Source organism: Streptomyces sp. NPDC007162 (assembly GCF_040634175.1).
Classification (GTDB): domain Bacteria; phylum Actinomycetota; class Actinomycetes; order Streptomycetales; family Streptomycetaceae; genus Streptomyces.
Genome location: NZ_JBEYFC010000848.1, coordinates 1 through 2,497, shown reverse-complemented (window position 1 = coordinate 2,497; position 2,497 = coordinate 1). Strand labels below are relative to the sequence as shown.

Genomic DNA, 2,497 nt, shown 5'->3' with positions numbered 1-2,497 from the left:
GTTGACGGCGCGGGACCGGTTCGCGGCACCACCAGGTCCTTGCCGGCGGCCGTCGCGGGGGCGAAGGCCTCGCCGCCCGCGAAGGCGTCCTCGGGTACGGGCGCCGGTTCGGCGGCCTCCCCGGTGACGCGGGCCCGGGACTCCAGGTAGCCGCGGGCCCCCCAGCCGAGCACGGCCTCCGCCAGGGCGAGGCCGAGGCCGCCGTTGAACTGGTGGAGCTGGTCGGCGGTGTAACGGCAGTGCCTGCAGCCGTTCAGGTGCTGCTGGAGGTCCCGGTCGACATCCGTCCCGCCGCGCCGGAAGGTCACGTCGATCATCCGGACGTAAAGCTGGCACTCGTCCTCGTGGGCGAGTTCGCGGTGCACCTGGAGGCACTCCTCGCGCAGTCGCTCACGGGCCCGGCGCAGCTCGACCCGCGCGTCCTGCTCGTCGAGGCCCAGCAGTGCGGCGGGCGTCGACAGTGGTTCCGACTCGACCTCGGTGTGCCACAGCACGGCCCGGGAGGACTGGGTCAGGCGCTGGAAGGCACGGGAGAGCAGCCGCCGGTTCGCGGGCGGGAGCAGCCGGGCGGCGGCCCGCTCGCCGGTGCCCGCGCGCAGTTCGGGGTGCAGGAGTTCGCCACGGCCGTCGTTGTCCCATTCGGCGGCGATGCGGCGGACCGTCACCAGCAGTTGGGGACGCCAGGCGGCGGTGGGGCCGGCCTGGCGCAGGGACTCGCCGAAGAGCCGGGTGAACGCGGCGGTGGTGAGCATTCCCGCGCCGCGCGTCCCGTCGGTGCACAGACGGGCGTAGGCGAAGGCCGCTTCCCAGTGCCGGTCGAGGAGTTCACCGACGGGGTGCAGGGCGGGCGCGGTACCGGTCCACTGCTTCAGCTCGGAGCTGAGCTGCTCGTCGGTGACGTCGAACGGCCGGGCGGGGGAAGGGGAATTCCCCAGGCCTGCGTCATTCACGGCTGCATTCCTTCCAGACGCAACGCGGGATGCGGTCCATACCGTCGGGTATGCGACCGGCACACGGCCCGGCCGACAGCATGACCGGACGGGCCTGTTAAGGGGGTTCGGACTCGCATGTCCGCCGTCGGCAGCTCTTTTGAAGCGTGGGGGGCGAACGGGAGCGGCCTCGCGCATGCAGAGTGCAAATAAGTGTCCGCATGCCGACACGGCACACCTTTGCACAGGCCAGCAGCACAGAACAAGGGATCTCCGGGTTTTGCGCAATGCCCTGACCGCGCGCCGAATTGACGAATCGTCAATGAGCGAGTTGGAGCCCTGCCGCCGTATCGGCCCCGAAATTGCCACGGGGATTCACAGCCGGCCGTCGCGGCCACGAGTGCAACCATTGGAACACGGCCCGACCTGCGTCATCCGTCCGCCCTTCGGCCTTCATGAACCAATGACCGGCGGATTCAGGGGCGTTCGCCGGAGCGGTAGGCGCCGGGCGGGACACCGTAGCTTTCGCGGAAAACCCGGTTGAAGTGGAACGGGCTGGGAAATCCGGACGCGGCGGCGATCCGCTCGACCGTGAGGTCGGTGCTCTCCAGCAGGCGGGCGGCGTGTCGCAGCCGCGCCTCGCGCAACGCGCGCATCGGGGGCATCCCGGTCTGCCGGGTGAAGAGGTGGGCGAACCGGGACGGCGACAACGCGACACGCGCGGCGAGCGTGCCGACGGTGTGCGGGGCACCCGGGTCGGCGGCGATCAACTCCTCGGCGCGCCGCACCCGCGCGTCCCGGTCACCCGGACCGACCGACGCCCGGCGCGCCCCGGCCGCCGCGAGCAGCACGACCTCCTCGAGCGAACACAGAACAAGCTCACGCGCGGCACTCCCGTGGGCGACAGCGACATGCGCCGCACCCGACTCGACCGAGCCGACAGGCCCCACTGCGGATGCGCGATCCTCCGCCGGAGGAAACGCCATGGCCTCGCCCCCTTCGGGTGGTGCGCCGGTGCCGGTCCAGCGGGAGTCGGCGAGTATGCGCCGGAAGGCCGCTTCGATACGGGAGTGCGTGCCGTCCGGGGCGGTGACGGCGTACAGGCCGTCGCCGCGGGCGCACGGTCCCAGCGACTGGACCCAGGCGGGGCGGGCCGGGCAGTGGGTCCACCAGAAGCCCCAGCGGCCGGCGCCGGGGTCGACCGTGTAGCCGTGCGGGCTGCCGGGCGCGAGGACGACCAGGTCGCCGGGGCGGGCCCGGGTCCGGGCGGCTCCCTGCCGGATCAGGCCCCCGCCGTCCGTGGTCCAGATGAGCAGCCAACTGGGCGACCCCTGCGGACGGTTGATTCGGTACCCGGTCCCCTGGTGGTAGCGGCCGGTGACGACCATGCCCGGTGGCGGGGCCGGGACAGCGGTTTTGGGCAAGTCCTCAGCGTTCATGGACATCCTCTCCCCCGGTGCGTCCGCCTAGCGTGACAGCCCCCGGGCAGTCGAACGAGGAGGACGGTCATGACAGTCACGGGCAACGACACCACCATCCTGCGGCAGTTCGAGGAGGACGGCTTCGCC

Annotated in this window: 1 protein-coding gene and 1 pseudogene; both read right to left on the bottom strand. The window is 72.1% G+C overall.

What is annotated here, in order from left to right:
* A pseudogene (locus tag ABZ646_RS44855) lies at window positions 1-950 on the bottom strand (hydrolase); the annotation flags it as partial.
* A gap of 455 nt (window positions 951-1,405) precedes the next feature.
* A complete protein-coding gene (locus ABZ646_RS44850) occupies window positions 1,406-2,368 on the bottom strand; it encodes an AraC family transcriptional regulator (RefSeq protein ID WP_360533057.1) in 963 nt (320 codons plus the stop codon).
* Between the last annotated feature and the right edge of the window lie 129 nt (window positions 2,369-2,497).

What these genes read in the sequence shown, in the direction of transcription:
- ABZ646_RS44850 (WP_360533057.1), bottom strand. Translation starts at nt 2,368, where the DNA reads ATGAACGCTGAGGACTTGCCCAAAACCGCTGTCCCGGCCCCGCCACCG.